General features: G+C 70.1%; 19 protein-coding genes. 9 read left to right on the top strand and 10 right to left on the bottom strand.

The window, feature by feature from the left end:
- Positions 1-3 precede the first annotated feature (3 nt).
- Positions 4-729, bottom strand: a complete 726-nt coding sequence (locus tag JR065_RS06450) for a DUF3348 domain-containing protein (RefSeq protein WP_206233271.1) — start codon at positions 727-729, stop codon at positions 4-6.
- A gap of 615 nt (positions 730-1344) precedes the next feature.
- Between JR065_RS06450 and JR065_RS21440 the strand changes: the two genes are divergently transcribed.
- The 3 genes from JR065_RS21440 to JR065_RS06460 are packed head-to-tail and all read left to right on the top strand — an operon-like array spanning position 1345 to position 4264.
- Complete coding sequence (locus JR065_RS21440) at positions 1345-2088, top strand: endonuclease/exonuclease/phosphatase family protein (RefSeq protein ID WP_241093427.1); 744 nt, start codon at positions 1345-1347, stop codon at positions 2086-2088.
- Positions 2085-3302: a cardiolipin synthase ClsB gene (gene clsB, locus JR065_RS21445; RefSeq protein WP_343237249.1), complete on the top strand. Its 1218-nt coding sequence runs from the start codon at positions 2085-2087 to the stop codon at positions 3300-3302. The genes JR065_RS21440 and clsB overlap by 4 nt, the downstream gene beginning before the upstream one ends.
- Positions 3299-4264, top strand: coding sequence for a lysylphosphatidylglycerol synthase domain-containing protein (locus JR065_RS06460; protein WP_241093428.1), 966 nt, complete (start codon positions 3299-3301; stop codon positions 4262-4264). The genes clsB and JR065_RS06460 overlap by 4 nt, the downstream gene beginning before the upstream one ends.
- A gap of 33 nt (positions 4265-4297) precedes the next feature.
- On the opposite strand, the gene JR065_RS06465 is transcribed toward JR065_RS06460, so the two are convergent.
- Positions 4298-4705 (bottom strand): RidA family protein, encoded by a 408-nt coding sequence (locus tag JR065_RS06465; RefSeq protein WP_206233173.1) that lies wholly within the window; start codon positions 4703-4705, stop codon positions 4298-4300.
- 130 nt (positions 4706-4835) lie between these two features.
- Between JR065_RS06465 and JR065_RS06470 the strand changes: the two genes are divergently transcribed.
- A complete protein-coding gene (locus tag JR065_RS06470; protein ID WP_206233174.1) occupies positions 4836-5762 on the top strand; it encodes a LysR family transcriptional regulator in 927 nt (308 codons plus the stop codon).
- A gap of 126 nt (positions 5763-5888) precedes the next feature.
- Here the strand turns inward: JR065_RS06470 and JR065_RS06475 are convergent, their stop codons facing one another.
- Together JR065_RS06475 and JR065_RS06480 are read right to left on the bottom strand one after the other, a co-directional pair.
- Positions 5889-6446: a DUF3228 family protein gene (locus JR065_RS06475; RefSeq protein WP_206233176.1), complete on the bottom strand. Its 558-nt coding sequence runs from the start codon at positions 6444-6446 to the stop codon at positions 5889-5891.
- Positions 6447-6659: 213 nt separating this feature from the next.
- A complete protein-coding gene (locus JR065_RS06480) occupies positions 6660-7577 on the bottom strand; it encodes a M14 family metallopeptidase (protein ID WP_206233178.1) in 918 nt (305 codons plus the stop codon).
- A gap of 239 nt (positions 7578-7816) precedes the next feature.
- Between JR065_RS06480 and JR065_RS06485 the strand changes: the two genes are divergently transcribed.
- Together JR065_RS06485 and JR065_RS06490 are read left to right on the top strand one after the other, a co-directional pair.
- Complete coding sequence (locus JR065_RS06485; RefSeq protein WP_206233273.1) at positions 7817-10168, top strand: TonB-dependent receptor; 2352 nt, start codon at positions 7817-7819, stop codon at positions 10166-10168.
- A 348-nt stretch (positions 10169-10516) separates the two neighbouring features.
- Positions 10517-11944: an alpha-amylase family protein gene (locus tag JR065_RS06490; RefSeq protein ID WP_206233180.1), complete on the top strand. Its 1428-nt coding sequence runs from the start codon at positions 10517-10519 to the stop codon at positions 11942-11944.
- A 46-nt stretch (positions 11945-11990) separates the two neighbouring features.
- On the opposite strand, the gene JR065_RS06495 is transcribed toward JR065_RS06490, so the two are convergent.
- Together JR065_RS06495 and JR065_RS06500 are read right to left on the bottom strand one after the other, a co-directional pair.
- Complete coding sequence (locus JR065_RS06495) at positions 11991-12926, bottom strand: Gfo/Idh/MocA family protein (protein WP_206233182.1); 936 nt, start codon at positions 12924-12926, stop codon at positions 11991-11993.
- 220 nt (positions 12927-13146) lie between these two features.
- Positions 13147-13383 carry a hypothetical protein gene (locus JR065_RS06500; protein ID WP_206233184.1) on the bottom strand — a complete coding sequence of 79 codons (237 nt, stop codon included), beginning with the start codon at positions 13381-13383 and terminating at the stop codon, positions 13147-13149.
- Positions 13384-13577: 194 nt separating this feature from the next.
- Here JR065_RS06500 and metF point away from each other — a divergent pair, with 194 nt between their 5' ends.
- Together metF and JR065_RS06510 are read left to right on the top strand one after the other, a co-directional pair.
- Positions 13578-14402: a methylenetetrahydrofolate reductase [NAD(P)H] gene (gene metF / locus JR065_RS06505; RefSeq protein ID WP_206233274.1), complete on the top strand. Its 825-nt coding sequence runs from the start codon at positions 13578-13580 to the stop codon at positions 14400-14402.
- Positions 14403-15093: 691 nt separating this feature from the next.
- Positions 15094-15705: a DUF4124 domain-containing protein gene (locus tag JR065_RS06510; RefSeq protein WP_206233186.1), complete on the top strand. Its 612-nt coding sequence runs from the start codon at positions 15094-15096 to the stop codon at positions 15703-15705.
- Between the two features lie 524 nt (positions 15706-16229).
- Here JR065_RS06510 and JR065_RS06515 read toward each other — a convergent pair.
- The 4 genes from JR065_RS06515 to JR065_RS06530 form a co-directional block, all read right to left on the bottom strand.
- Positions 16230-17183: a Nudix family hydrolase gene (locus tag JR065_RS06515; protein WP_206233188.1), complete on the bottom strand. Its 954-nt coding sequence runs from the start codon at positions 17181-17183 to the stop codon at positions 16230-16232.
- A 245-nt stretch (positions 17184-17428) separates the two neighbouring features.
- Positions 17429-17803: a VOC family protein gene (locus JR065_RS06520; protein WP_206233190.1), complete on the bottom strand. Its 375-nt coding sequence runs from the start codon at positions 17801-17803 to the stop codon at positions 17429-17431.
- A 399-nt stretch (positions 17804-18202) separates the two neighbouring features.
- Complete coding sequence (secA, locus tag JR065_RS06525) at positions 18203-20938, bottom strand: preprotein translocase subunit SecA (protein ID WP_206233191.1); 2736 nt, start codon at positions 20936-20938, stop codon at positions 18203-18205.
- A gap of 164 nt (positions 20939-21102) precedes the next feature.
- Positions 21103-22047 carry a M23 family metallopeptidase gene (locus tag JR065_RS06530; protein ID WP_206233193.1) on the bottom strand — a complete coding sequence of 315 codons (945 nt, stop codon included), beginning with the start codon at positions 22045-22047 and terminating at the stop codon, positions 21103-21105.
- Positions 22048-22057: 10 nt separating this feature from the next.
- Between JR065_RS06530 and JR065_RS06535 the strand changes: the two genes are divergently transcribed.
- Positions 22058-22537, top strand: a complete 480-nt coding sequence (locus tag JR065_RS06535) for a DUF721 domain-containing protein (RefSeq protein ID WP_206233195.1) — start codon at positions 22058-22060, stop codon at positions 22535-22537.
- Positions 22538-22623: the final 86 nt, after the last annotated feature.

Below are 22623 nucleotides of genomic sequence, written 5' to 3' on the forward strand. Positions count from 1 at the left end.
CAGTTAGCGGGTGCGAAGCGCTGCGAGCAGGCCTTCGATCGGTTGAAAACGGACATCCAGCTCGGCGAGCAGCACGCTGCGCATGTCGCGGACGAACACCTCCCGCCATGCGCCCGGCGATGCCGCCGTGGCGCTGGCCGGCATCGCGGCGTCGCCGGCCGGCGCCGTCGCCTCGGCCTGCCGCAGGCGCTCGAAATGCGTGCCGAGCAGCACCGGCACCGTGCCGAGCAGCGCCTGTTCGCGCGGACTCAGGGTCAGCTCCATGACCGCATCGACCTCGGCGAGCCGGGCCATGTCCGCCGACCGGTGCGCGAGCATGTCGCGCAGGCGGCCGCGCAGGCGGCCGGTGGCGGCCTGCATCGCACGCTGCGTGTCCACGCAGCGCCGCTGGAACGGCGCGTAGTCCGGCGCCGTGTCCGCGTCGCCGCCCTGCCCGGCGTCTGGCCGGCTCGCCGGAAGCGACTCCAGCCCCGCGATGGTGCCGGCCAACGAGGCGCGTACGCGCGCGCATTCGTCTTCGACGCCGCTGTCGATGCCGGGCGCGTCGGCCGCGGGCAGCGCGCCATCGAGCGCTTTGAACAGGGCCACGGCGCGGGTCCAGTCGATCCACTGGCTCAGCCGGTCCGACAGCGCCGGGCTGCTTTGCGCTACGTCGAGGTCGGTGAGGCGCGCGAGCAGGCGGATGAAAGCCGGGCCCGGCACAGGCGTGCGTTGAGGAGCTTTCGCCATTGTTCCGGTTAAAACGCGGCATTTTACCCCTATTGCGCGGCCGGCGCCCGGCGCCGCCCAAGTCCCGGCCCAGCGCCGGCGCGCGTCGGCATGGCGCCCCGCACCGTTGCGTGCTGGGCGTATCCGGATCCTCGGTAGCGGCCTGCCATCGCGGCCGGTCAGGTTCATGTACGCGAACCCGGCCAGGGCGCGATCGGCTCGAGGAATCGCTGTCCATCGCCAGCACGCCGGTTCGTACCGGTTCGTGGCGCGGCTCCACGCGCGATCGAAGCGTGTCTGTGGCCGACGCGGCCGCGCGCCCTGCGCACTGCCCCTGCGCGATGCCGTCGACAACCAAGCCGGCGCCCACCGCCGCGCGGAGAACTCAACCACCGGCGGCAATGCGATCGATGCGACGTCGCACGCCGGTTGGGCGCGCCTGCCGACGCCGGCCTGCATGCGGTCCGGCGTTGGCAGACGATCGAATGCCGTTCGCCACAAACGCGGTCCATGGCGCCGCGTCGGCCCACTGCGTTAAGCACGCGTGGAGGCCGTTACGCGATCGGCTTGCCGTTCCTCACGCGATGGCGCGCCCGCCGTCGGCAGAATGCGCTCGGTCCCACTCGTCCGCGTCGCATGACCTCGATCAACGTCCTGACCGTCAACGTGCACATGGGTTTCAACCTGCTCAACCGGCGCTTCGTGCTGCCCGAACTGCGCGAGGCGATCGGCGAGGTGTCGGCCGAGATGGTGTTCCTGCAGGAGGTGCTGGGCGAACATGCCGGGCATGCGCGGCGGCACGCCAACTGGCCGTCCGGGCCGCAGTACGAGTTCCTGGCCAATACGCTGTGGTCGCAGTTCGCCTACGGCCGCAACGCGGTGTACCCGCACGGGCATCACGGCAACGCGATGCTGTCCAAGTTTCCCATCGTCTCGTTCGCCAACCGCGACGTGTCGGTGCAGGGCCACGAGCAGCGCGGGCTGCTGCACGCCATCGTGCGCATCCCCAGCCACGACGCCGACGTGCACACGATCTGCGTGCACCTGGGCCTGCGCGAAGCGCACCGGCAGAAGCAGATCGGGCTGCTGTGCGCGATCGTCTCCAACGAGATCCCGCACGATGCGCCGCTGATCGTGGCCGGCGACTTCAACGACTGGCGCGTGCGCGGGCATCCGCTGCTGCGCCGCTGCGGGCTGATCGAGGCCTTCGACCACCTGCACGGGCGCGTGGCGCGGACGTTCCCGTCGCGCTGGCCGGTGCTGCCGGTGGACCGCATCTACCTGCGCAACGCGCGCTTCGAGCAGGCCCGCGTGCTGTCCGGGCGGCCGTGGTCGCACCTGTCCGACCACGTGCCGCTGCTGGCGAGGATCGCGCTGTGAGGGGCGCCACGCGCATCGATTCGTGTTGGCGCCACGGCCACCGCCTGCGCCTGCTGGAGAACGGCGACGTCTACTTCGCGCGGGTGTACGACGCCATCGACGCGGCGCAGCGCGAAGTGCTGTTGGAGACCTTCATCTGGTTCGAGGACAAGGTCGGCGTGCGGCTCAAGGACCACCTGGTCGCCGCGGCGCGGCGCGGCGTGCGCGTGCACCTGCTGGTGGACGCGTTCGGCTCGCCGGACCTTTCCCCGGCGTTCGTGGCCGAGCTGCTGGATGCCGGCATCGAACTGCGCATGTTCGACCGCAAACCAAAACTGTTCGGCATCCGCCTCAACGTGTTCCGGCGCATGCACCGCAAGCTGCTGGTGGTGGACGGGACGGTCGGCATGGTCGGCGGCATCAACTATTCGGCCGACCACCTGGCCGACTTCGGTCCGGAAGCAAAGCAGGACTATGCGGTGGAGGTCGAAGGCCCGGTGGTGGCCGACATCGCCTCGTTCATGCGCCATGCGATGCGCACTCACGGCACCGGCGAAGGCTGGGAGCCGCCGCCGGCGGCAGCCACGCGCGACGCCGCCGGCCCCGCCGAGGTGTGCTTCCTGCCGCGCGACAACGCGCGGCGCTCGCGCAGCATCGAGCGCGCCTACCGGCTGGCGTTCGGCCAGGCGCGGCGCGAGATCGTCATCGCCAACGCGTATTTCTTCCCCGGCTACGGCTTCCTGCGCGACCTGTGCGATGCGGCCCGGCGCGGGGTAAAGGTGTGCATGGTGTTCCAGGGACAGCCGGACACGCCGCTGGCGCTGATCGCCGCGCGCGCGCTGTACCGGCACCTGGTCGACGCCGGCGTGCACATCTTCGAGTACTGCGAGCGCCCGTTCCACGGCAAGGTCGCGGTCATCGACGGCGAATGGAGCACGGTGGGGTCGAGCAACCTCGATCCGCTGAGCCTGTCGCTGAACCTGGAAGCGAACCTGTTCATCCGCGACCCGGCGTTCGCGCACGAACTGCGCGGCTGCCTGCGCCAGCTCATGGACCATCACTGCCGCCGGGTCGATCCGGCAAGCGTGCCGCGCGGGCGCTTCTGGCAGCCGTTGACCCGGCCGCTGCTGTTCCACGTGCTGCGCAATTTCCCGCAATGGGCGGGGTGGGTACCCGCGCATACGCCGCGCACGGCGCTGGTGCAGCCGCCGCGCAAGGGAGATCCGTCGCCATGAAGACTTCGCGCAAACGCTGGCGCCGCGTGCGCCGGATCGTGTTCTTCGCCTTCCTCGCGCTGGTGGCGTTCCTGCTGGTGCGCTACGGGCGCTCGGTCGACTGGGCGCAGGTCGGCGCGACCTTGCGCGGCTACGACGCCGGCACCCTGGCCATGGCGCTGGCGCTGGCCGCGGGCAGCTACCTGCTGTACTCGTGCTACGACCTGGCCGCGCGCCGCTACGCCAGGCACACGCTGGCCACGCCGCGGGTGATGGCCATCTCCGTGGTCGCCTACGCCTTCAGCCTCAACGTCGGCGCGCTGGTCGGCGGCGCCGGCTTCCGCTACCGGCTGTATTCGCACGCCGGGCTGGGGCTGGGGACGATCGGGCGCATCGTCGCCTTCACCATCGGCACCAACTGGATGGGTTACCTGCTGCTGGCCGGCGCGCTGTTCGCCTCCGGCCTGGTGCGCACGCCGCCGCACTGGCCGGTCGGCGGCGCCGGCCTGCCGTGGCTGGGCGCGGCGATGCTGCTGGCGGTGGCGGGCTATCTGCTCGCCTGCCACGTCTGGCGCGGACGCGTGCTGCACGTGCGCGGGCACCATCTGCGCCTGCCGCCGGTGCCGCTGGCGCTGCTGCAGCTGGCGCTGGCGGCCGGCAACTGGGCGTTGATGGGGGCGCTGCTGTTCGTGCTGATGCCGGCCGGCGTGGACTACGCCTCGGTGCTCGGCGCGCTGCTGGTGGCCGCGGTCGCATCGGCCATCGCCCACATCCCGGCGGGCATCGGCGTGCTGGAGGCGGTGTGCATCCCACTGCTGGCGCACCAGGCGCCGCAACCGCAGGTGCTGGCGGCGTTGCTGGCGTATCGCGCCTGCTATTACCTGGGCCCGCTGCTGCTGGCGTTGGCCGGCTACGCCCTGCTGGAAGCGCGCAGGCGACGCGGCGCGGCCGGGTCCGCTACGCCGCCGCGCGCGGCGCCGTAGCGATCCGCTGCGGCGGTTCCGCCGGCGCGGCGGTCAGTGCCCGCCGGCGCCATCCGGCAGCCGCGCGATCACCTTGATTTCCACGTCGAACCCGTACAGCCAGGTCACGCCGACGGCGGTCAGCGTCGGATGCGGCGCGGCGCCCCAGTACTCCGGCACCACCGCCCAGACCCGTTCGAAGATCGACGGCGGGTCCACCATGAAGACGGTGACGTCGACCACGTCGTCGAAGCTGCAGCCGGCCGCGGCGAGGATCGCATTGAGATTGTCGAACGCGCGCCGCACCTGCGCTTCCAGTTCCGGTTCGGGCGAGCCGTCCTCGCGGCTGCCGACCTGGCCGGACACGAACAGGAAGCCGCCGGAGCGGATCGCCGGCGAGTATCGGTTGCGTTCGTACAGGGCCTGCCGGCCCGGCGGGAATACCACGTCGCGTGTTGCCATCACAGCCTCCATTGCGGGTCGAGCGCCCCGTCAGAACGATGCGCAGACAGTAGGCGCTTGCCGCCCGCGGATAAACGCGCAACGCTGTCCAGCACTGTTTGTGGAATCCAAACAATTCTTCGGAGCGCGGATGGACCGGTTCGACGCGATGCAGGCGTTTGCCAGGGTGGTGGAAACCGGCAGCTTCACCAAGGCCGCCGAGACGCTGCAGATGAGCAGGACCAGCGTGACCCAGCTGGTGCAGCAGCTGGAGGCGCGGCTGCGGGTGCGCCTGCTCAACCGCACCACGCGCCGGGTCAACGTCACCGCCGACGGCGCGGCCTTCTACGAGCGCGCGGTGCGCCTGCTCGCCGACATGGACGATGCCGAGACCGACCTGTCCAGCGCATCGGCCGCGCCGCGCGGCCGGCTGCGGGTCGACGTGCCGAGCCCGCTGGCGCGCCTGATCCTGGTGCCGGCCCTGCCCGCCTTCCACGAGAAGTACCCTGACATCCAGCTGCACATGGGCGTGAGCGACCGCCGCGTCGACCTGATCGACGAGAACGTGGACTGCGTGGTGCGCGGTGGCGAGCTCAGCGAGCAGTCGCTGGTCGCGCGCCGCATCGGCGACCTGCAGGCCGGGATGTACGCCGCACCGGGTTATCTGGCGCGCGCGGGCACGCCGTCGCATCCCCGCGAACTGGAAGACAGCCACCACCGCATCGTCGGCTACATGCGCTGGGGTGGCGGCAAGGTGCTGTCCCACCCGATGCGCCGCGGCGAGGAGCGCATCGACGCGCAGGGCCGCCACGTGCTCGCGGTCGACGACGGCAACGCCTATCTGGCCGCCGGCGTCGCCGGCATGGGCGTGCTGTGGCTGCCGGACTACATGGCCGCGCCGCACGTGGCCGGCGGCGAGCTGGTGCGCGTGTTCGCGGACTGGCGGCTGGAGCCGATGCCGCTGTACGTGGCGTTTGCGCCGAACCGGCATGTCAGCGCCAAGCTGCGCGTGTTCATCGACTGGATCGCCGAACTCATGGCGCGGCATGCGCCGGTGATGGCGCATCCGGGCGGGTGAGGCGCGGCCGGGCGCATGCGGATGCGGCGCCCTTGCCGAGTGCTAGGTGCGGATCATTGATGGCCGCTCTCGGCCGCTAGCCATGCCGGGCCGCGCCACGGCACGAGCGGTCAGTGCAGCACGCCGCTACGGCCGCCAGTTCGCGTTGCGGTCCCAGAACGCGACGCTGCGCCGGTAGGCCTCGCGGTCCAGCGGCACGCCGGAGCCGCCCTCCTCCACGCCCAGCGCGTTGCGCAGCATCGTGATCGGCGCCATCGGGATTTCCTCCGGCTCGGCGGTGTACAGGCATCCCACCACGCCCCAGTCGGCCTGGATCGGCGCGCGCTCGCTGGCCAGTTGCTCGCGGCTGTAGAGGATGACCACGAAGTAGCCGGCGACCGGCGGCTCCACGCCCTCGAACCAGCGCACCAGCACCGGCAGTTCCTCCGGACTGCGCGCCTCGTACGCCGAACGCAGCAGATGGCGGTTGCCCTCGCCGATCGGCGCGGTGAGGCAGCGGGTCGATGTCCAGTTGCGGTGCACGTGCAGCTTGCAGAACGGCGCGTAGCCGTCGAGCACCTTCAGCGGCGGCTCGTCGTTGAGGCGGCGCTCGAACTGCTCGGGCGTGCAGTCCTGGATCGCGTTGCGGCGGCGATCGCGGGGAAACAGGCGGGTACGGGCGAAGGGGGTCAGGACGATGGACATGGCGGTAGGCGCGAACGGAGCGCGTCAGGGTAGCGGGTGGAAGCGAACCTAGCGCATTTCTGGTGCAGGCTCGCAGCCTTGTGGAACGGTTTCAGTCACGACCGGCCGGTCGGTAACGCCCGTCGCGACTGAAGTCGCTCCCACAACGATTGCGCTGGCTGCCAGCACCCGCGGTGAAAAGGCGCTAAGGCCTGTTAACCTATCGGGACAGCCCTAGTGGGCCAGCGCGTAGTCGATCGCGGCACGGATCGCCGCCACCTGCGCGGCATTGCACTGCGCCGGCGTGGCCTTGGGGCTGTCGGGATAGACTTCGGTGGTGGTGGTGTAGCGCGCGTCGGTGATGCCGGCGCACAGCCCAAGCCTGCGCAGCGGATAGAGGATGACGCCCGGCGCCACGACCGCCGAGCCGATGATCCGGCCATCGGCATCGGCCGGCGCGATATGGGTCACCTTCGCCACCGCCGCCACCACCGCCTGCTGGAACGCCAGCTGCGGATTCTCGCTGTCGCCCACCAGGTAGAAGCCGTCCGGGACCCCGTCCGCCTCGTAGGCCACGCCGTCGCGCGCGGCCAGCGCCGGGCGGAACTCCGACTCGTCGCTGTCGGTGGTTTCGTGCAGGTCGATATGCAGCGCCACCTGCGTGCGCAATGGCGCGACCAGCCGCATCAGCGCGGCCGACTCGGCCGCCGGGCTGTCGGCGCGGAACGAACGGTTCGGATCCACCGCCTCCGCGTTCCAGCGCTGGATGCGCTCGTAGGCCCACGGGCTCACGCACGGCGCCAGCAACACGTTGGCGCGGCCCGCATGGTCGCCGGCATGCCGCTGGGCGAACTGCAGCGCGCCATGCACGCCGCTGGTCTCGTAGCCGTGCACGCCGCCGGTCACCAGCATGCACGGCAACGCGTCGTCCCAGCCGCGGCTGCGCAGCGCCAGCAGCGGATAGCGCTCCGGCGCGTAGTCCAGTTCGCCGTATTGCACCACGTCCCATTGCGCGCGCAGCGGCTCGATCGCCGCCACCACGTCCGCCTGGTAGCTGCGCTGGCGGCGCTGGCGCGACAGCCATTGCGCCTTTTCCGCAGGACCCCAGGGCCGGCCGGGCACGCCGATCGGGTAGAAGGCTTGGACTGTCATCGCGTCGCTCATGCCGAAGGAAACCGTGAAGCGGGCGACTTTAGCACCGCACGCGCCTGCGTTCCGGGCCGCCGCACGTCGCGCGCCGCGTATGCGGCGCGGCGCGCGCATGCGCCATGCAACCGGCGTGCAACACGGATGACATATCGTGCCGCGGCGCGGAACCGTCCGCCACACCGCCGCCGGCCTTGCGCAAGCCGAACGGAATTCGCACTGGCGCCATGAAAGGAACCACCTCGATGTACCTGCACGCCGATCTCCGTCCATCGCCGCGCCACCGCGCACGCGACCCGCAACGCCCGTCCACGCTGCCGCGCAGGCACAGGCTCGCCCTGGCCTGCAGCTGCCTGTGGCTGGCCACCGCCGCCGCTTCCGCCCAGGACGCGCCGCCGCCGGCGACCGCGACCTCGCTCGATGCGGTCACCGTCACCGCCGAGCACCGCGAGCAGGACCTGCAGGAGGTGCCGGTGTCGGTGGGCGTGGTGCAGGGCGAGGCGATGCGCGACTTCACCACCGGCGGCGACGACACGCTGCTGGCGCTGTCCGGGCGCGTGCCCGGCTTCTATGCCGAGACCACCACCGGGCGCATCTTCCCGCGCTTCTACATCCGCGGCCTGGGCAACATCGACTTCTACCTGGGCGCCTCGCAGCCGGTGTCGATCATCCAGGACGACGTGGTGCTGGAACACGTGGTGCTGAAGTCCAACCCGGTGTACGACGTGGACCAGGTGGAGGTGCTGCGCGGCCCGCAGGGCTCGCTGTTCGGGCGCAACACCACCGCCGGCATCGTCAAGTTCGACAGCCTCAAGCCGGGCGACGAGTACAGCGGCCGGCTCAGCGCCAGCTACGGCAGCTACAACACGGTCGCGCTCGACGGCGGCTTCGGCGGCCCGATCAACGAGGTGCTGTCGTTCCGCCTGTCGGCGCTGTACCAGCACCGCGACGACTGGGTGGACAACACCTACGACGGCCCCAGCGCCGACGGCACGGCGACGCCGAAGAAGGATGCGATGGGCGGCTACGACGACCGCAACGCGCGCCTGCAACTGCTGCTCAAGCCGAGCGAGAACTTTTCGCTGCTGGCCTCGGCGCATACCCGCGACTACGACGGCACCTCCACCCTGTTCCTGCGCAACGCGCTGCGCAAGGGGTCCAACCAGGTCGACGTGGCGCGCGACCGCGTCGCCTACGACGAGGCCCACGACAACCCGCAGGCGTACAAGACCCACGGCGGCTCGCTCAAGGCGGTGTACGACTTCGGCGGCGTGTCGCTGACCTCGATCAGCGCCTACGAGACCACCTCCGGCTACAGCCGCGGCGACACCGACGGCGGCGCGGCGGCCGACTACCCGGTCAACGGCGTGGCCAACGGCTACGGCCAGTCGATGGGCCAGGTGCGCGACCTGGACCAGTACACCCAGGAACTGCGCCTGGCCAGCGAAGGCGACGCGGCGCTGCAATGGCAGGCCGGCGCGTTCTACTTCGACGGCCAGGACACCACCGACTTCTACCAGCGCGCCTACTTCCTGCAGGGCCCGGCGCGCAACCCGAACAACTGGGTGCGCCTGCGCAACAGCAACACCTCCTGGGCCGGCTTCGGCCAGCTCTCGTACAAGGCCACCGACGCGCTGACCCTGACCGCCGGCGTGCGCCAGACCCGCGACAGCAAGGAGACCAAGCTGCTCAAGAGCGCCGACACCGCCGCCGGCGCGGTCACCTACCGCGGCCGCCGCGACGTGCGCATGGCCGACACCCAGCCCAGTTGGGACCTGAGCGCGATGTACGCCCTCGACGACGACGTGAGCGTGTACGCGAAGGTCGCGCGCGGCTTCCGCGGCCCGACCATCCAGGGCCGCTCGGCGGTGTTCAATTCCGACTTCACCACCGCCGATTCGGAAACCATCCTGTCGTGGGAAGCCGGCATCAAGAGCAGCCTGTTCGACAACCGGCTGCGCCTGAACGTCGCCGGCTTCACCTACACCGTCGACGACATCCAGCTCAACGGCAACGACTCCAACGGCAACGGCGTGCTGTTCAACGCCGACAAGGCGCGCGCCTACGGCCTGGAAGCGGACCTGGACTGGCGCCCGATCCCGAACCTGTCGCTGAGCGCCGGCCTGAGCCTGCTGCACAGCGAGATCCAGGACAAGCGCGTGTACGCGCAGGTGTGCGCGCTCAACGGCGTGGTGGTGTGCACGGTGAACGATCCGACGATCCGGGTCGGCGCCAACACCTTCGCCCAGATCGACGGCAACCCGCTGCCGAACGCGCCCAAGTACAACCTGAACCTGGCCGCGCGCTACGACATCCCGCTCGACGACGGCGGCGCGTTCTTCGTCGCCACCGACTGGAACAAGCAGGGCGAGACCAGCTTCGTGCTGTACGACTCGGCGGAGTTCACCTCCAAGGGCAATTTCGAGGGCGGGCTGAAGCTGGGCTACAGCGGCGGCTACGGGGCGTGGGAGGTGGCCGCGTTCGCGCGCAACATCACCGACGAGAAGAACCTCAAGGGCGTGATCGAGAACTACATGGCCGCGGTCTACAACGAGCCGCGCATCGTCGGCGTGTCGCTCAACGTCAACTGGCACTGATCGGCAGCATCCGGCAGGGCCGGCGCGGCGGCGTCGGCCCTGCCGGGGCCGATCCACCGGCACCCTTCCTGCCCGGCGAACGCGCTGCCGGCGCAGTGCAGCGCGATGAAATCCATCGATCGCCCGGACACGGCCCCGCCCGGGGCCGGGATGGCGGACCCAGCCGAAGCGGATCGCGCTCCCAGTTCCGGTCACCGGCGCCATGAATACGTATGCACACCTCCGGTGCTGCGCTGCGATGCGCGCTTAGCATCCAGGCCGAACCGTGCGATGCGCCGGAACCGGGCCGCACGCCATGCCGGCAGCGCCGCCACCGTGATGCCGGGCCTGCCCAAAGGAGACTGTGTGATGCGCGACGAATCCGTTTTCCCGATCGCTCCGCTGCCGCGCCGCCCGTGGCGCCTGGCGTTCGCCGGCCTGCTGCTCGCGTCGCTGGCCGCCAGCGCGCAGGCGGAGGTCATCCTGCACGCGTTCAACTGGCCCTATGCCACGGTCCAGGCGCGTGCGGCGCAGATCGCCGACGCCGGCTACCGCAAGGTGATGGTGGCGCCGGCCTACCGCTCGCAGGGCCACGAATGGTGGGCGCGCTACCAGCCGCAGGACCTGCGGGTGATCGACAGCCCGCTCGGCGACCGCGAGGACTTCGCCGGCATGGTGCAGGCGCTGGCCGACCACGGCGTGGAGACCTACGCCGACGTGGTGCTCAACCACATGGCCAACGAGGCCGCGACGCGCCCCGGGCTGGACTATCCCGGCACCGCGGTGCTGTCGCAGTACGCCGCCGATCCGGCGCGCTACCAGGCGCTGCGGCTGTTCGGCGACCTGGGCGCCAACTTCCTCGGCGCCGCCGATTTCGGCCCGGCGCAGTGCATCGGCAACTACGCCGACGCCTACGAAGTGCGCAACTACCGCATCTGCGGCGGCGGCAGCGATCCGGGGCTGCCGGATCTGCTCGGCAACGCGTGGGTGGTGCAGCAGCAGCGCGCCTACCTGCTTGCGCTCAAGGGCCTTGGCGTCACCGGCTTGCGCGTCGATGCGGCCAAGCACATGCAGTTCGCGCACCTGCAGCAGGTGCTGGATCCCGGCATCCGCGCGGGCATGCACGTGTTCGGCGAGGTGATCACCAACGGCGGCGCCGGCAGCGCGGACTACGACCAGTTCCTGGCGCCCTACCTGCAGCAGACCGGGCATGGCGCCTACGACTTCCCGCTGTTCCACTCGGTGCGCAACGCCCTGTTGCCGGGCGGCAGCATGGACCTGCTGGTCGACCCGGGCGCGTACGGCCAGGCGTTGCCGGGCGAGCGCGCGGTGACCTTCGCCATCACCCACGACATTCCGAACAACGCCGGCTTCCGCTACGCGATCCTCGACCCGGTCGACGAGACCCTCGCCTATGCCTACCTGCTCGGCCGCGACGGCGGCGTGCCGATGGTCTATTCGGACAACAACGAAAGCGGCGACAATCGCTGGGTCGACGCCTACCTGCGCCAGGACCTGCGGCGCATGATCGGCTTCCACAACGCGGTGCAGGGCAGCGACATGCAGGTGCTCGCGCACGGCCCCTGCCACCTGCTGTTCCGCCGCGGCAGCCTGGGCATCGTCGGCATCAACAAGTGCGCCGCCACGGTCAGCGCCACGGTGGCGATGAACGGCAGCGTGCTGCACTGGAACGTGGACTACGTCGATGCGCTGGGTTCGGGCAGCGTCGTGCGCATCGGCAGCGCCGCGTACACCTTCAGCCTGCCGCCACGGCAGGCGCGGATGTGGCGGCGCTGACGACGCAGGCGGGCGTGCCGGCCTGCGTCGCGGGCAAGGCCGCCGGCTACCACTCGAACGGCGGCATCGCCTGGCGTGCGCCGAGCATGAAGGCGTCGGCCACGTGCACGAACGGGGTCACGTCCACCTCCGATTCGCCGGCGCGCACCAGTTCGACGAAACGCCGGTACAGGCCGGCGTACTCGTCCGACGGGCCGACCTGCTGCGCCTGCCCGTCGATGCTGAGCTTGGCGCCGCCCTCGCTGAGCCGCAGCACGCCTTCATCGGTCTCCACCTCGATGTCCCAGCGCTGCGGGCCGGTCTGCAGGAAATCCAGCTCGGCCGTCACCGGCGCTTGCGCGGTGTCGACGAAGCTCAGCGCCGCGTACAGCGGCGCCTGGCGGTTCTCCGGCATGTGCAGTTCGGCCTCGCGCAGCGCGAACGGGCGCGGCAGGATGCGCGTGGCGATCGACAGCGCGTTGATGCCCGGATCGAACACGCCCATGCCGCCCGGGGCCAGGATCCAGTCCTGGCCAGGATGCCACTGGCGGATGTCCTCCTTCCAGGCGATGTGCGCGCGGCGCACCTGCTTGTCCGCCAGCCAGCGTTGCGCCGGCGCCACGCCGGCGGCGCAGCGCGAATGCCAGCTGGTGAACAGCGTGCGGTCCACGCGCTGCGCCTGCCGCCGCAGGTCCTCGATCTCCGACAGCGTGGCCGCCGGCGGTTTTTCCAGGAACACATGGCGGCCGGCGGCCAGCGCCTCGTGCGCCTGCGCATGGCGGCCGATCGGCGGCGTGCACAGCACCACCGCCTCGATCTGCGGATGCGCCGCGAGCGCCTCGTGCAACGTCGTATACGTAGGCACCTCGTCGACCGATGCGTGGCGGCTGACGGTGGCGACCAGCTCGACGTCGTCGCGCGCGGCGATCGTCGGCAGGTGCTGGTCCCGTGCGATCTTGCCGATCCCGACCACGGCGATGCGCAGTGCATCTGGATGATTCATCGAAAGCTCGTCCTCATGCGGAAATGTTCGGTGCGGTGGCCGGCGCGCACCCGCTTGCCGCAAGGCCGCCGCGCCCGCCACCATGATCGCGCCGGCGCCTATGTGAGCGGCCGGTCGGACCGCCCGTGGCGGTCGCCAGAGTGTACTTGCCGCGCGCGAGGCAGCGAAACGCGCGCCGATCGCCGGCACCCTGCGATGCCGGTATCGGCCGCGCCGCGTCTCACTCCTCGCTTGGCGGCGTATCCGTGCCCAGGTACTGGCGGATCGCCTCGAACACCTTCGAGGTACCGTCGTCCTGGTCCTTGGGCAGGCGCTCGGTGAAGTCCCGCAGCAGCTTGTCGCCATCGACGCCCGGCTGCTCGGCCAGCGCCAGGGCCAGGTCGCCGACGGTGCGCGCCAGCGCGACCCAGATCCGTCCCAGGGATTCCGCGATCACTTCCATTTCTTGGTCCTGCATGTCGCCTCCGATCAGGTTGCGTGGGGTCCGGCCAGCTTACCCCCTGCGGTCGGCGCCGTAGGCGCCAATGCGCGGGCGCGGCGCGTTGCCTCCCGAGTGCAGCATCCAGAAGGCAAGACGTAGCGGGCAAGAATGATTATGCATTCATCGCGATGAAGCGATATTATGGACGCACGTTCCGCCAGGCCGCCGCGATGATCCCGATCAGCTTCGAGTTCTACCCGCCCAAGACCGACGAGCAGCGCGCGCAGCTTGACCGTACCGCGTCCCGGCTCAAGGCGTTCGCGCCGGAGTACGTGTCGTGCACCTTCGGCGCCGGCGGCTCCACCCTCAGCTACACCTCCGAGACGGTGCGCCACCTGAAGCAGCACCACAGTTTCGAGGCCGCGCCGCACCTGTCCTGCGTCGGCGGCAGCCGCGAGGAGATCCGCGAACTGCTCAAGCTGTACCGCGCGATCGGCTGCCGGCGCCTGGTCGCGCTGCGCGGCGACCTGCCGTCGGGCATGGGCCATCCCGGCGACCTGCGCTACGCCGCCGATCTGATCGCCTTCATCCGCGCCGAGCACGGCGATGCGTTCCACCTGGAAGTGGGCGCGTACCCGGAGACGCACCCGCAGGCCAGCGACGCGCTGAGCGACCTGAAGCACTTCAAGGAAAAGGTGGACGCCGGCGCCGACGCGGCGATCACCCAGTATTTCTACAACGCCGACGCGTATTTCCATTTCGTCGACGCGGTGCGCAAGCTCGGCGTGGACATCCCGATCGTGCCGGGGATCATGCCGATCTCCAACTTCAGCCAGCTGCGGCGCTTTTCCGAGCAATGCGGCGCGGAGATCCCGCGCTGGATCGGCAAGCGCATGCAGGCCTACGGCGACGATGCCGAGGCGGTGCGCGAGTTCGGCGCCGACGTGGTGGCCGCGCTGTGCGACCGCCTGGTCGCCGGCGGCGCGCCGTCGCTGCACTTCTACACCCTCAACCTGGCCAAGCCGACCCTCGGCGTGCTGTCGCGACTGAAGTGAACGTCGCTGGCGCGCTACCCGGTGCGCGTAGCGCCCGCATCGGAGGCGACAAGCGGAGCTGCAGGCCTGCCGCCTCCGGAAGCAGTCGGGACTGAAGTCCCTCCTTACAGCGAGCCAATGCACCTTCTTCGCGGAACGCTCTGCACGAGCGGCTTCGGCCGCGACGAGCGAAGTGGCGGGTCTGCCGCCACCACGAGCGGTCGGCGCTGAAGCCCTCCTGGAGGGCACGCCCAGGCGAACCCGCGGGGCGACGTCCTTGGCGCCGGCATACGCCGTCCCCACCCGGGACCTCCTGTAGCAGCGACTTCAGCCGCGACGAACGAAGCGGCACACGAAGCGGCACACCCGCCGGATCGCGAGCGGCCGGCACTGAAGCCTTTCCTACGGCAGTACGCCATCCTCGTCAGAGCCTCTTGTGGGAGCAACTTCAGGCGCGAACGCATCGGCGCCCCGCCGCGCGAAGCCATCGGGATCGAACCCCACAGAAGATCGCCTGCCCTCGCAGACCCGGCCAGTCCGGTGAGCGCGGCCGCGCGGCATGCCTTCGGTCTCCGAATGCCCAGATGGAAGGCTCGGTTCCGCGCATCGTCGCGACGGCCCAGCCAGGCGCGGATGAATCCGTTCCTGCACCCGGCGCCATCCCTGCGTCCGGGCAGCTTCCCAGACGTCCGGCCTGCGACTAGGCTGGGCCATGCGCGCGCCCCCGATTCTCCTGCTGCTGTGCCTGTGCGCCGCGCCCGCCGCCGCGCAGACGGTGAACCGCTGCACCGGTGCCGATGGCGCGACCGTGTACAGCGACCGCCGCTGCGAAGACCTGGGCGCGATCGACCGGCTGCCGCCGCGCGCCGCGCCCAGCGCATCGCGCGAAGGCGCCGGCGGCCTGTACCGGCCCATGTGCGTGCGCCGGCTCAGCGAACTGGCGCAGCAGATCCGCACCGCGGTGGATGCGCGCGACGTCAATCGCCTGTCCACGCTGTACTGGTGGAACGGCGTGTCCAACGCGGCGGCGCTGCGCATCCTCGATCGCCTGGACGCGATCACGCGGCGGCCGCTGGTAGCGATCGTGCCGGTGCTACCCGAGCAGGGCCCGGTGTATGCGCAAGCCGCTCCCGCCGCCGCGATGCCGGCGTACGACCCGGCCGCGCCGGCGCCGGCCGCACCGCCGCAGACCGACGCAGCCCCCTCGCCACGCGCGCGTGCGACCGCGCTGCGCCTGGAGCAAACCATGGGCGGCAGCGCCACGCCGTCGCAGACGGTGCTGTACCTGCGCCGCCAGTACGGGTGTTTCTGGATCAGCTTCTAGCGCCGTTCCAGTTCGACTGCCTGCGCCCGGTAAGCAACCGTGGGAGCGGCTCCACGGCGGCGCGCACTATCGCGACCGACCGTCGGGGCCACCAAGCCGCCTGAAGAAGCGACATCGTCTGAATCGAAACGCCCTGACGCCACAGCGGATGGCCACACCGAGGCAGCACCAGCATTGCACGTCGCATAGGTCGCGCTGGTGGCGCTGGCGGTCGGCGCGATGATGCCGGGGCGGGCGACCAGCCACGCCAGCGCGACCTGGGCCGGTATGGCGCGGTGCTTGCGAGCAGTACCCACGAACACGCTGCTCTCTCGACGTGCGGGCGCCGCATGCGCGCGGCGTGGCGGCATCGCGAGATTGCGCCCCTGTGTGCAGCAGGGAACGGCCAGCGCCGGCACGTCGCGCGATTCCCGCTACCGCAGCAGCCGACGTACGCGACGCCGTGTTTCCGATGACATCCGTCGCGGCACTGCCGCTCGAACGCAACTGGCCGGCTGCACGCCCGCCCTCGGCAGCCGCGGTGGCTAGGCCTCGGCCGGCCACAGCCCAGCGATCGCCGCGATGCCCTGGGCGCCGTGCGAGCGGGCCTCGGCCACCTGCGACGGCGACAGTCCGCCGATCGGGTACAGCGGCAGCGCCACCTGTTCGCGCAGGCGCTCGAACGCCTCCCAGCCCAGCGGCGCGGCGCCGGGATGGCTGGCGGTCGCCGCCAGCGGCCCGACCACCGCGAAATCGCAGCGCAGCCGCTGCGCGGCCTGCAGGTCTTCCAGGGTGTGGCACGACGCGGCGACGCAGCGGTCGGCCGGCAGCGGGCGCTCGTGGCATTGCGCCAGCTGCTCGGAGCCAAGATGCACGCCGACCGCCAGCTCCTGCGCCAGCGCCACGTCGCGATTGACCAGCACCTGCACCCCGCGCGCCGCGCACAGCGCCGCCGCCGTGCGCGCCAACGCCCGCCAGCGCTCGGCCGGCAGCGTGCGCGCGCGCAGCTGCACGCGTTGCACGCCATCGCGCAGCGCACGCTCCAGCGACGTCAGCCAGCGCGCATCGTCGAGCGGCTCGGGCGTGACCAGGTAGCGGTCGGGCTGGCGCAGCATCGCCACCACCGGCTGGTCCGCCGGCGGCATCGAATAGCGGCCCAGCCTTTCCGGCGCCACCCAGGTCAGCGCCTGGCCCTCGCGCCCGCGCGCCACGCCCTTCCACGACAGCACCCGGCGCATTTCCAGGCGCAGGCGTTTGTCGGGATAGCGTTGCGGCACTTCCATCAGCGGCGCGCCGACCACCGCCTCGATGCCCAGTTCCTCGCGCAGCTCGCGGATCAGCGCCTGCTCCGAACTCTCGCCGGGCTCGCGCTTGCCGCCAGGAAACTCCCACAGGCCGGCCAGGTCGCGGCCTTCGGTGCGCCGGGCGAGCAGGATCCGGCCGCGCGCATCGATGATGACGCCGGCCACGACATGGATGGATCTGAGAGGTTCGGACATGGCGCAAGCTTGCCGTCTTCGGCGGTGCCAGCGCAATGAACTGGGTTCACATCGCCGCCGATCGTCTCGCGCGGAAGCGATTCCATGCGCGCTCGGCCGATATCGCGACGGGGGCTGCACCCTTCCTGCACGGGTCCGACGTCGGCAATGGCGGAATGATCGCGTTCGGCCGACCACGGGCGCCCTGCGACCGGCGCCAACGGCCGACGGCAGAGCGGCGCGGCAGAACGAATGGAGTGCCGCTGTCAGGCTGGCAGGTCGTGCCCGATCCGCCACAACACACCACCCGGGTCGTGCAGGGTGAAATCGCGCATGCCCCAGGGCTGGTCCTGCGGCGCGCCGAGGCGCGCGCCGTAGCGGACCGCCAGGTCGGCGGCATCCAGTCGCCGCCACCATGCATCGGCGTCCTCCACCCACAGGTGCAGCATCAGGTTGTGCGCCAGGCCCTGGTCGTAGAAATCCTGCAGCAGGAACGCGCAGCGCTCGCCATGGCGGAAGCAGGTCAGTTCCGGACCGATCTCCTCGGGCACGAACCCCACCTCGCGGTAGAACCGCAGCGACAGCGCATAGTCGCGCGCGGGCACGAACACCTTCAATTCAAGGCTGGGCGAAGGCTCCACGGCAAGCTCCTGCGACGATGGCGACACGCACCAGCCTACTCCGCCCACCGCGAGTCGGTGGATCCAATACACGGTACCAGCCGCCAGGCTCCCCAGCCGGAACGTCCCGCGCAAGTCTGGCGTAAGCGGAATGGATGTTTGCCTGCCGTGACCACAGCCTTCGTCCCGCCCCGACCTCCCGTCTGGAGCCACAGCCCCCTTTAGTAAAGGGGGCGCGCCGACAGGCGCGGGGTTTTGGGTACTGATGAGCCGGGGCCCGCGTTTTGCGAAGCAAAGCGTGGGGCTGGTGCGCGAATGCGCAACAGCGCTAGTGCTGATGAGCCGGGGCCCGCGTTTTGCGAAGCAAAACGTGGGGCTGGTGCGCGAACGCGCAACAGCGCGCGCAACAGCGTTCCTCCCTTAGTTCAGCTGCCCATGGCAGTGCTTGTACTTCTTGCCGCTGCCGCAAGGGCACGGATCGTTGCGGCCGACCTTGGGCGCATCGCGGGTGACCTGGGTCACCGCCGGCGCCTCGGCGCCCAGCGCCTGCGCGGCTTCTTCATCGGCGCTGTAGCCGCCCGATTCCTGGTGCTGGAACTGCGCCTGACGCAGCTGCGCCTCCATCTGCTGGCGCTCCTGCGCTTCCAGCGCCGCCACCTCCTCCTCGCTGCGGATGCGCACGCGCGCCAGCAGGGTCACCACTTCGCGCTTGGCGTGCTCGAGCATTTCCGAGAACAGCTCGAACGCTTCCTTCTTGTACTCCTGCTTGGGCTGCTTCTGCGCATAGCCGCGCAGGTGAATGCCCTGCCGCAGGTAGTCCATGCGCGCCAGATGTTCCTTCCAGCTCTGGTCGAGCACGGTCAGCATCACGTGCTTCTCCAGCGCGCGCATGGTCTCGGCGCCGACCGCGGCTTCCTTCTCGGCGAAGTGCCGGTTCACCGCTTCGCGCACCGTCTCGGCGATGCGCTCGGCGTCCATTTCCTCCTGGCTCTTGACCAGGTCGGTCAGCGACAGCGGCATGCCCAGGTCGGTCGCCAGGGTGGCTTCCAGGCCCTGCAGGTCCCACTGCTCGTCGATCGAGTTCGGCGGCACGAAGCGCGACACCAGGTCGTAGACCACGTCGTCGCGGATGCCGTCGACGTTGTCCTTGACCGACTCGGCATCGAGCAACTCGTCGCGCTGGGCGTAGATCACCTTGCGCTGGTCGTTGTTGACGTCGTCGAAGTCGAGCAGGTTCTTGCGGATGTCGAAGTTGTGCGCCTCGACCTTGCGCTGCGCCTTCTCGATCTGGCGGCTGACCAGCTTGTCCTCGATGACGTCGTCTTCCTTCATGCCCATCATCCGCATCGCCTTCTGCACCCAGTCCGAGGCGAAGATGCGCATCAGGTTGTCTTCCAGCGACAGGTAGAAACGGGACGAACCCGGATCGCCCTGGCGGCCGGAACGGCCGCGCAGCTGGTTGTCGATGCGCCGCGACTCGTGGCGCTCGGTGCCGATGATGTGCAGGCCCCCGGCCGCCTTCACCGCGTCGTGGCGCTCCTGCCAGGCCGCCTTCAGCCGCGCGCGTTCGGCCTCGTCGATGCCTTCGCCGAGCGCCTGCAGCTCCGCCTCCAGCGAACCGCCGAGCACGATGTCGGTACCGCGGCCGGCCATGTTGGTGGCGATGGTCACCGCGCCCGGCTGGCCGGCGTTGGCCACGATCTGCGCCTCGCGCTCGTGCTGCTTGGCGTTGAGCACCTCGTGCTTGACCCCGGCCTTGCGCAGGTGCTCGGACAGCATCTCCGAGGTCTCGATCGAGGTGGTGCCCACCAGCACCGGCTGGCCGCGCTTGGCGCAGTCCTCGATGTCGGCCAGCACCGCGTTGAACTTGCCCTGGCGGTTGAGGAACACCTGGTCCGGCCAGTCCTTGCGGATGGTCGGGCGGTTGGTCGGGATCACCACCACTTCCAGGCCGTAGATGCTCTGGAACTCGTAGGCTTCGGTATCGGCCGTGCCGGTCATGCCGGACAGCTTCTTGTACATGCGGAACAGGTTCTGGAAGGTGATGCTGGCCAGGGTCTGGTTCTCGCGCTGCACCGGCACGCCTTCCTTGGCCTCCACCGCCTGGTGCAGGCCGTCGGACCAGCGCCGGCCCGGCAGCGTGCGCCCGGTGAACTCGTCGACGATCACCACTTCGCCGTCGCGCACGATGTAGTCCACGTCGCGCTGGTAGATCGCGTGCGCGCGCAGCGCGGCGTTGAGGTGGTGCACCACGCTGAGGTTCTGCGCGCCGTACAGGCGGTCCTCGTCGTTGGTCAGGATGCCGGCCGCGCGCAGCAGCTCTTCGGCGTGCTCCATGCCCGCCTCGGACAGGTGCACCTGCTTGCCCTTCTCGTCGACCCAGTAGTCGCCCTCGCCTTCCTCCGACTCCTGTTTGGTCAGCTGCGGCACGATGCGGTTGACGCGGATGTACAGCTCCGGCGAATCGTCGGCCGGGCCGGAGATGATCAGCGGGGTGCGCGCCTCGTCGATCAGGATCGAGTCCACTTCGTCGACGATGGCGTAGTTCAGGCCGCGCTGGTAGCGGTCGGCGCGGGACAGGGCCATGTTGTCGCGCAGGTAGTCGAAGCCGAACTCGTTGTTGGTGCCGTAGGTGATGTCGGCGGCGTAGGCGGCGTGCTTGTCGCTGTGCGGCATGCCCGGATACACCACGCCCACGCTCAGCCCCAGCCAGTTGTACAGGCGGCCCATCTGCGCGGCGTCGCGCCGCGCCAGGTAGTCGTTGACGGTGACCACGTGCACGCCCTTGTCCTCCAGCGCGTTGAGGTACACCGGCAGCGTCGCCACCAGGGTCTTGCCTTCGCCGGTGCGCATTTCCGCGATCTTGCCCAGGTGCAGCACCATGCCGCCGATCAGCTGCACGTCGTAGTGGCGCATGCCCAGCACGCGGCGGCTGGCCTCGCGGCATACCGCGAACGCTTCCGGCAACACCTTGTCCAGCGTCTCGCCGCCGGCGACACGCGCGCGCAGTTCGGGGGTCTTGGCCTGCAGCTGCTCGTCGGAGAGCCGTTCCATCTCCGGTTCCAGCGCGTTGACCTTGGCGACGATGCGGGTGAGCTGGCGCAGCTGGCGTTCGTTGCGACTACCGAAAACGCGGGTAAGCAGACTGTTGATCATTGAAGGAACCGGTTGGAAAGGAACGCCCGTACGGCCGGGAATCCAGGAGGACTCCACCCGCCGCAAACGAAACAGGGCGCGAGGCGCCCTGTCTGTGGCAAAGCGTATTGTAGCTTGGGGCGGCGTCCGGCGATTCAAGCGCCGGCACCGCGCCCCGCCGGCGCTCAGCCGCGGCCGCGACGCCCCACCGGGGTGGCGCCATCGCCGAGGAACTGCCGCGGGTTCATCACCCGGCCATCCTTCCACACCTCGAAATGCACGTGCGCGCCGGTGGAGCGCCCGGTGGAGCCGGCCTTGGCGACCTGCTGCCCGACCCGGACCAGGTCGCCCACCTTCACCGACAGGCGCGAATTGTGCGCGTAGCGGGTGACGTAGCCGTTGCCGTGATCGACCTCGACCACATTGCCGTAGCCGCCGCGCACGCCGGAGTAGCTGACCACGCCGTCGGCCACCGCCAGCACCGGATCGCCGACGTTGGCGTGGAAGTCGATGCCCTTGTGGTTGGCGGCGCCGCCGCCGAACGGATCGGCGCGGCCGCCGAAGCCGGAGGTGATGTAGCTGTTGCGGATCGGCATCCGCGACGGCACCGCGTTCTGGTCGAGCTGGTGGTCGAACAGCAGCGACTCCAGCACCGACAGTTGCTTGCCGGACGTGTCGAACTGCTTCTCCAGCCCGTCCAGGTCCTGGTGCAGCTGCGCTGCCGGCATGTCTTCGCTGGGCTCGTCGCCGCCACCGACGCCGACCGGCTGGTCGAAGTCGAACTCGCCGTCCTGCAGCTTGCCCATGCGGGTCAGGCGTTCGCCCAACGCGTTCAGGCGCGTGGCCTGGGCCTGCAGCTCGCCCAGCCGCGCGGCCAGCGCATTGACCTGGGTCTGCGCGTCGCGGCGCACCTGCGCCAGTTCCGCGTCCTGCTGTGCGACCTTGGCGCGCAACTGCGCCGATCCGGCGATCCCGGTGGCGGCGCTGACGCCGATGCCGAGTACCATGCCGATGCCCAGGACGGTGCCGAGCACGGTCAGGGGCCGATGTTCCGCCAATTCGCGAAGCCGCCAGGGCAGGTCTTTTATCCCCTTTTCACGTGAATTGATTACGATCTTCTTAAACGCCATATGAGTTTTCATGTCTAAGCGAAAGTCCGGCGAGGGCCATACCGCCACGCCGCAGCCGGCACTGGATGCCGCGCTGGCGGACAAGGCCGGCGACCCGTTGCGACGCGCCTTGTGGCTCGACGCGCTGGACCGTCAGTTGCGCCCCCATCTGCCACCGAACCTGGGCCCCCGTTGCCGGTTGGCCAATGTGAACGGCGAACAGCTCGTTTTTCTCGTTGACTCTCCGGTCTGGCACGCCCGGGTAAGGCTGGCCGAGGCCGACATCATCGCTGCGGCCCGCTCCATCGGGCTGAAGGCCACCAAGGTGACCGTCAAGACTGCGACTGCACCTGCGCATTCCCCAATGCAGCAAGCAAGAAGCAAGCCAGCACCAATGTCCGCGACGACGCAGAAGGGATTGCGCGACGCGCTGGCGTCCCTGCAGGACGTCGTCTCCACGACGTCTAAAACGCCCGGGGCCTCCGGCCGCGGTTCCGGCCGGTCCGCGTAGCAACGCGCAAACACCGACCGACCGGACGCATCCTAGCCGTGACCGGGCGCGAGGTCGTTATCGATTCGTTAACTTAAAGTTAAATT

Source organism: Xanthomonas sp., assembly GCF_017163755.1.
Classification (GTDB): domain Bacteria; phylum Pseudomonadota; class Gammaproteobacteria; order Xanthomonadales; family Xanthomonadaceae; genus Xanthomonas_A.

Excerpts from the sequence above, each read along its gene's own strand:
- JR065_RS06450 (WP_206233271.1), bottom strand. The coding sequence starts at position 729 with ATGGCGAAAGCTCCTCAACGCACGCCTGTGCCGGGCCCGGCTTTCATC.
- JR065_RS21440 (WP_241093427.1), top strand. The coding sequence starts at position 1,345 with ATGACCTCGATCAACGTCCTGACCGTCAACGTGCACATGGGTTTCAAC.
- JR065_RS06460 (WP_241093428.1), top strand. The coding sequence starts at position 3,299 with ATGAAGACTTCGCGCAAACGCTGGCGCCGCGTGCGCCGGATCGTGTTC.
- JR065_RS06465 (WP_206233173.1), bottom strand. The coding sequence starts at position 4,705 with ATGGCAACACGCGACGTGGTATTCCCGCCGGGCCGGCAGGCCCTGTAC.
- JR065_RS06470 (WP_206233174.1), top strand. The coding sequence starts at position 4,836 with ATGGACCGGTTCGACGCGATGCAGGCGTTTGCCAGGGTGGTGGAAACC.
- JR065_RS06475 (WP_206233176.1), bottom strand. The coding sequence starts at position 6,446 with ATGTCCATCGTCCTGACCCCCTTCGCCCGTACCCGCCTGTTTCCCCGC.
- JR065_RS06480 (WP_206233178.1), bottom strand. The coding sequence starts at position 7,577 with ATGACAGTCCAAGCCTTCTACCCGATCGGCGTGCCCGGCCGGCCCTGG.
- JR065_RS06485 (WP_206233273.1), top strand. The coding sequence starts at position 7,817 with ATGTACCTGCACGCCGATCTCCGTCCATCGCCGCGCCACCGCGCACGC.
- JR065_RS06490 (WP_206233180.1), top strand. The coding sequence starts at position 10,517 with ATGCGCGACGAATCCGTTTTCCCGATCGCTCCGCTGCCGCGCCGCCCG.
- JR065_RS06495 (WP_206233182.1), bottom strand. The coding sequence starts at position 12,926 with ATGAATCATCCAGATGCACTGCGCATCGCCGTGGTCGGGATCGGCAAG.
- JR065_RS06500 (WP_206233184.1), bottom strand. The coding sequence starts at position 13,383 with ATGCAGGACCAAGAAATGGAAGTGATCGCGGAATCCCTGGGACGGATC.
- metF (WP_206233274.1), top strand. The coding sequence starts at position 13,578 with ATGATCCCGATCAGCTTCGAGTTCTACCCGCCCAAGACCGACGAGCAG.
- JR065_RS06510 (WP_206233186.1), top strand. The coding sequence starts at position 15,094 with ATGCGCGCGCCCCCGATTCTCCTGCTGCTGTGCCTGTGCGCCGCGCCC.
- JR065_RS06515 (WP_206233188.1), bottom strand. The coding sequence starts at position 17,183 with ATGTCCGAACCTCTCAGATCCATCCATGTCGTGGCCGGCGTCATCATC.
- secA (WP_206233191.1), bottom strand. The coding sequence starts at position 20,938 with ATGATCAACAGTCTGCTTACCCGCGTTTTCGGTAGTCGCAACGAACGC.
- JR065_RS06530 (WP_206233193.1), bottom strand. The coding sequence starts at position 22,047 with ATGGCGTTTAAGAAGATCGTAATCAATTCACGTGAAAAGGGGATAAAA.
- JR065_RS06535 (WP_206233195.1), top strand. The coding sequence starts at position 22,058 with ATGTCTAAGCGAAAGTCCGGCGAGGGCCATACCGCCACGCCGCAGCCG.